5 protein-coding genes and 1 pseudogene are annotated in these 5,572 nt (G+C 58.0%); 4 read left to right on the forward strand and 2 right to left on the reverse strand.

Annotation, left to right across the window (positions count from 1 at the left end):
- Positions 1-155: 155 nt before the first annotated feature.
- From VGP75_RS10805 to VGP75_RS10820, 4 genes are all read left to right on the forward strand, one after another.
- The gene (locus VGP75_RS10805) at positions 156-1,394 is read left to right on the forward strand and encodes an MFS transporter (protein ID WP_327543674.1); all 1,239 of its coding nucleotides are present in this window, start codon (positions 156-158) and stop codon (positions 1,392-1,394) included.
- Entirely contained in the window at positions 1,354-2,169 is an 816-nt protein-coding gene (locus tag VGP75_RS10810) for a sugar phosphate isomerase/epimerase family protein (protein WP_327543675.1), read from the forward strand. Before VGP75_RS10805 ends, VGP75_RS10810 begins: the two co-directional genes overlap by 41 nt.
- An 82-nt stretch (positions 2,170-2,251) precedes the next feature.
- The gene (locus VGP75_RS10815) at positions 2,252-2,464 is read left to right on the forward strand and encodes a hypothetical protein (protein ID WP_110280886.1); all 213 of its coding nucleotides are present in this window, start codon (positions 2,252-2,254) and stop codon (positions 2,462-2,464) included.
- Between the two features lie 375 nt (positions 2,465-2,839).
- A complete protein-coding gene (locus tag VGP75_RS10820; protein ID WP_327543676.1) occupies positions 2,840-2,968 on the forward strand; it encodes a hypothetical protein in 129 nt (42 codons plus the stop codon).
- Here VGP75_RS10820 and VGP75_RS10825 read toward each other — a convergent pair.
- Positions 2,965-5,190, reverse strand: a complete 2,226-nt coding sequence (locus tag VGP75_RS10825) for an NADP-dependent isocitrate dehydrogenase (RefSeq protein WP_327543677.1) — start codon at positions 5,188-5,190, stop codon at positions 2,965-2,967. The genes VGP75_RS10820 and VGP75_RS10825 overlap by 4 nt on opposite strands.
- Before the next feature lie 139 nt (positions 5,191-5,329).
- Positions 5,330-5,572, reverse strand: a pseudogene (locus VGP75_RS10830) (alpha/beta hydrolase); the annotation flags it as partial.

Here is a 5,572-nt window from a genome sequence, read left to right on the forward strand (position 1 = left end):
GCTATTGCGACCGTGACGACCAACCCTGCCAAGGCTGTGCGGTTGCATGATCGTGGTGCCTTGAAGACAGGTTTGCGCGGTGATGTCTTGCGGGTACGCAAAATTGGCCAAACACCGCTGCTGCGGGGCGTGTGGAGCCAAGGCAACAAGGTTGCATGACCCTGCTGCGCATTGATCGCGACTACCTGCCCGCAATCGGGTTGGGGATTACACAGATCATGGGCTACGGCACATTGATGTACGCCTATGCCGTGTTGCTGCCGGAAATGGCCAAGGACCTTGGGCTTACCTTGTCAGAAGTCTTTGGCATCCTGTCATTGGGTCTGTTTTTTGGTGGGCTGGTCTCGCCTGTGGCGGGCAAACTGGTGGACCGTTTCGGTGGGCGCTGGGTGATGACGCTTGGCACGATTGTGGCCTGTCTGGCAGTGATGGCAATGAGCCAGGTCGAAAGCCGGATCGGGCTTTTTGCACTCATACTTCTGGCCGAAGGGGCAGGTATGTTCGTCCTTTATAACGTGGCCTTTGCAAGTGTCGCGCGGTTGGATCTGACCGTTCCGCCACAGCGTTCGATTTCTGTGATCACCCTGTTTGGTGGTGTGGCGTCCACGATTTACTGGCCGCTAACACTTGCGCTTTTCAATCGCTACGGATGGGAAACAACCTGGGTGATCCTCGGGTTCAGTGCCCTGCTGATCTGCACCCCGATCCATTTTTTCGTTCTGCGCGGCCGCGAACGCGCGGCGGACGCCCCCAAGCCTGACAACGCACCGGACTGGCCCGAGCTGTCTGGACGGCTGCGCAGACAGGCCATGCTTTGGATGGTCGTATCGTTCATCTTCTCGGGCTACCTGATGGGTGCCGTGATGACGCTTTGGGTGACCAACGTGCAGGATCTGGGACATACGGCTGCCATGGCCGCTCTTGCAGGGGCGGTGATTGGACCGTTCAAGACGGTAGGCCGGTTCTTCGAGATGCTCGTCAGTCAGAATATGTACCCGCTTGTGACCTATGCCCTCAGCCTTGGCTTGATGTTTTCCGGTTTTGTCGTCCTGTTGACGCTTGGCTTTACCCTGCCAGGGCTTTTGCTGGCCGCCGCACTTTACGGGATGGGTGACGGGATCAAGACGATTGCCCGCGGCACACTGCCATTGGCTTTGTTTGGTGCCAAAGGGTATGGCGCGCGGCTTGGCTGGATTTCATTTGTGCAGATGGGGATCAACGCCTCTGCGCCCTTTGCTTTTGCATGGGCCACGCAGACTTATGGGGGATGGTGGTCTTTTGCTGTCATGGCACTGTGCCTTTGCTGTGCGATGGCAACCTACATGTTCATTCCCGACCCGAGGACACACAGAAATGACCCCGCTCAAGATCGGCGCCTGCCTGACCATCCCTGAGATTGATGACCACCGCGACTGGCTGTTCGATGCAGCACGCGATATCGAACTGCAGGATTTCATGACCTATTCCGCTTTGACGACGGGGTTTGAAGATCGCGTCGCCGCAGCCAAGACAGCCCTTGATGGTCACACGGGAAGGTTAGGTATTCACGGCCCCTTTGAGGGATTGGATATCGACAATAAAGATGCCGAACTGCGTCCGCTCATCACGGCGCGGTTCTTGAAGGCTTTAGAGGCGGCAGACCGTATCGGCGCGCGCCAGATGGTTCTGCACTCCCCCTACACAGCTTGGTATCAGAACAATATCTTTAGCATTCCCGATTACGCCGAAAAGAAGCTTGCACGCATTCATGAAATTCTGGGCCCGGTCGTGCGCGCCGCCCAAGACATGGGCATCACACTGGTAATCGAGAATATTCACGATGTGCGGCCCGAAACCCGCCGCGCATTGGTGGACAGTTTCGGATCCACGGCCATCGCGCTGTCTATTGATACGGGCCATGCGCAGCTTGCGCGACGCATGGCAGGCGCACCACCTGTTGCTGATTTTGTCGCCGATGCCGGCGCGCAGCTTGCACATGTCCATCTGCAAGACGTTGATGGCCATGCGGACCGGCACTGGGCCCCGAGTGAGGGCGAGATTGAATGGACTGCGGTGTTCCGCGCCTTGGCCGCTTCCAACAGTGACCCGCATCTGGTTTTGGAATTGCACAATAAGGCCGACATACCCAAAGGCTTTGGCGCTTTGCGCGACCTTGGTTTGGCGATCTGATACGAACAGTCGAAACTTGCCGAATCGACGACATCTGAATAGCGTCACAGTCGTGTTACAAGAAATATGGCTGGGGGGCTTTATGGCGTACTACATTGCAGAGCTTGATGAGGCGCAACAGATTGCTGCCGTTTGGATTAAGGAAAGCATGGCCCGCGCGCCGCGTGTTTTCGACCCGGCGAAGCACTTTTTCGATGCAGACACTGCTTCAGGGTTTATTGGCGCGACGAAAGAAGAAATCGCCAGCTGGATAGCGTGCGCTTGCGGGACTGCGCATCACCCTTCCTATCCATAGGGGCAGAACCCCTTCAATCGCGCCTTCCGACATTAAGCTAGACCCGCGCAGATCTGCGTCTAGCCATCAAATATGTGCTGGTTCACAATGGCACTCTTCTTTGGCACCCACGGGCTGATCGGGGTAGAATGCGTCAGAAAATCTCATGCGGTTCCTTTTGCGCCTGTTGAGGGCGATATCAAGTCCGCCACCTGTCGCCTCACGCTGGTCATCAGCAAATCGCATGACGGAACGTAGGGGCGATCTATCGCTTGAGCATATCCCAACTTTGAGCGGTTTCCGATGCCCACGCGCTTCTGGGCTGGGGCCGGGTTGACCCACGCGGGCCGCGCGTTCGAGCGATATGCCCTTTCCATCATCCGAGTCTGGGAGGAGATGCGCCAGCAAGTCGCTTTTCGCGGTATCATGCAAAGCGGTAAGACCGACAACAAAAGGGTCGGGATTAGTTCGTCATCAACACGGCTGGGGGCGGAACAAACCGCCCCCGAAGTTGTTCTGGCCTAGTCGATCAGCGCGTTTAGTGTCGGCGATGGGCGCATCGCAGCGGCAGCGCGGTCCTCTGACGTGTGATAATAGCCACCCAGATCAACCGGTGTGCCTTGACCCTGTGACAACTCGCTCAGGATCGCCGCCTCGTTTTGCGCCAGTTCCGCTGCAAGCGGCGCAAACTTTGCCGCCATTGCGGCGTCATCCGTTTGTGCTGCCAATGCCTCGGCCCAATACCGCGCAAACCAGTAGTGGCTGTGGCGGTTGTCGGGTTGGCCCACTTTACGCTGCGGCGAATGACCCTCGGACAAAAGCTTCTCGGTCGCGGCATCCACGGCATTGCCCAAGACATTGGCCGCAGCTTTGTTTTGCGCATTACCAAGGAAGCGCAGGCTTTCACCCAAGGCGCAGAACTCACCCAGGCTGTCCCAGCGCAGGTGGTTTTCGTTTACCAGTTGTTCGACGTGCTTGGGCGCGGACCCACCGGCACCGGTTTCGAACAAACCGCCGCCCTGCATCAGTTTCACAACCGACAGCATCTTGGCCGATGTGCCGACCTCGAGGATCGGGAACAGGTCGGTCAGGTAATCGCGCAGCACATTGCCTGTCACGGCAATTGTGTCTTTGCCCTGATAAATCACCTCGAACGACCGTGTCGTCGCCTCGCGCGGGGCCATGATTTTTACGGCATCTGTCAGACCCGCCTTGGCCAAGGCCGGTTCCACGTATTTCAGTAGCTCCGCATCATGCGCGCGGTTCCGGTCAAGCCAGAAGATGGTCTCGAACCCCGTTGCCTGCATCCGGTCAATCGCAAGCTGGATCCAGTTTTCAATCGGTGCGCGGCGTGCAGAGGCCATGCGCCAGATGTCGCCCGCCTCAACCTCGTGTGTGTGCAACACGTCACCGTTGCCTGCGATGACACGCACGGTGCCGTCCTGCGGGATTTCAAATGTCGTGGGGTGAGAGCCGTATTCTTCGGCCTTCTGCGCCATCAGACCAACGTTTTGCACAGTCCCGGCAGTTACCGGATCAAGCGCGCCGTTCTCTTTGCAGAAGTTCACCGAGGCCTCATAGACCGGTGCATATGAGCTGTCAGGGATCACGCAGTTTGTGTCCCCCTCTGCACCATCAGGGCCCCAGCCCTTGCCGCCCGCGCGGATGACCGCAGGCATCGAGGCGTCGATGATCACGTCAGAGGGCACATGCAGGTTTGTGATGCCACGGTCAGAGTTCACCATGTAAAGCGGGGGGCGTTCGGCCAGCACCGCGTCGATCTCGGCTTTGATCTCGGCGCCGTTCGGCATTTTGGCAATCGCATCAAACATCGTGCCAAAGCCCGCATTCGGGCCAACACCAGCGGCGGCGAAAGCATCGGCATGACGGTCAAAGACAGGCTGAAGATAGGCCACAACTGCATGGCCGAACAGGATCGGGTCAGAGACCTTCATCATCGTGGCTTTCAGATGCAATGAGAACAGCGTGCCATCGGCCAGCGTCTTTTCGATCTGCGCGTGGTAGAACGCCTTGAGCGCTTTGGCTGACATGAAGGTCGCATCCACAATCGTGCCCGCCGGCATTGTGATGCCGTCTTTCAGTGTCGTGACAGTGCCATCGGCGGCCGTGTGTTCTATCTTGAGCGGACCTGCGGCCTGCGCTTCGGTCAAAGTGACCGAGGTCTCGTTCGAATAGAAATCATTCGCGCCCATCGTGGACACGCAGGTCTTGCTGTCCTTGGACCACGCGCCCATGCGGTGCGGGTTGGCGCGGGCATAGGCTTTGACCGATGATGGCGCACGGCGGTCGGAGTTGCCCTCGCGCAGCACTGGGTTCACGGCAGACCCTTTGACGGCGTCATAACGCTTGCGCGCCTCGACCTCATCAGGGGTCTGCGGGTTTTCGGGGTAATCGGGAATGTCATAGCCTTGGCCCTGCAATTCCTTCACTGCCGCCACCAGTTGTGGCACAGAGGCCGACACGTTGGGCAGTTTGATCACATTGGCGCTTGCGTCTTTCACGACCTCGCCCAGCAGGGCCAGATCGTCAGACACCTTCTGCGCATCTGTCAGACGTTCCGGGAATGATGCCAGAATGCGCCCTGCAAGCGAGATATCCTTGGTGCCGATGGTGATATCTGCCTCGCCCAGAAACCTGCGCAGGATCGGCAGCAAAGAGGCGGATGCCAGTTGCGGTGCTTCATCGGTTTTCGTGTAGATGATATCGGGAAGGGTCTGGTCTGACATGCGCATATCCTCGTGGCTTGGTCGTGTTGCATAGGCAAGCGGCCTACATGAAAAGAACCGCACGCGTTTGATTCACATCACTAGTGGAACAGACTTCGAAAGGGAATGCATTTTGGTGTACTGTTGTACACAAAGTGCTTTATATCCCGACAAACAAGGGGAAACTGACCCCCAAAGCCCATGCAAGCACCAATCCAAGCGCTATTCCGGATGTCGTTGGTCCCGCCCGGCGTGCGACTTGCCGTCCCATCGTGCCGAAGACAGCGTAGAAGAGCACAAGCACCGGCGCGATCATGATGAGAAAGAACAGCCCCCCAAAATCCAGCGCGACAGCGATGCCGAGTGAAATCAGGAAGGCAAGGCGCACCAGCAGCCTGCGCCA

The organism is Yoonia sp. (assembly GCF_036007805.1).
GTDB lineage: Bacteria > Pseudomonadota > Alphaproteobacteria > Rhodobacterales > Rhodobacteraceae > Yoonia.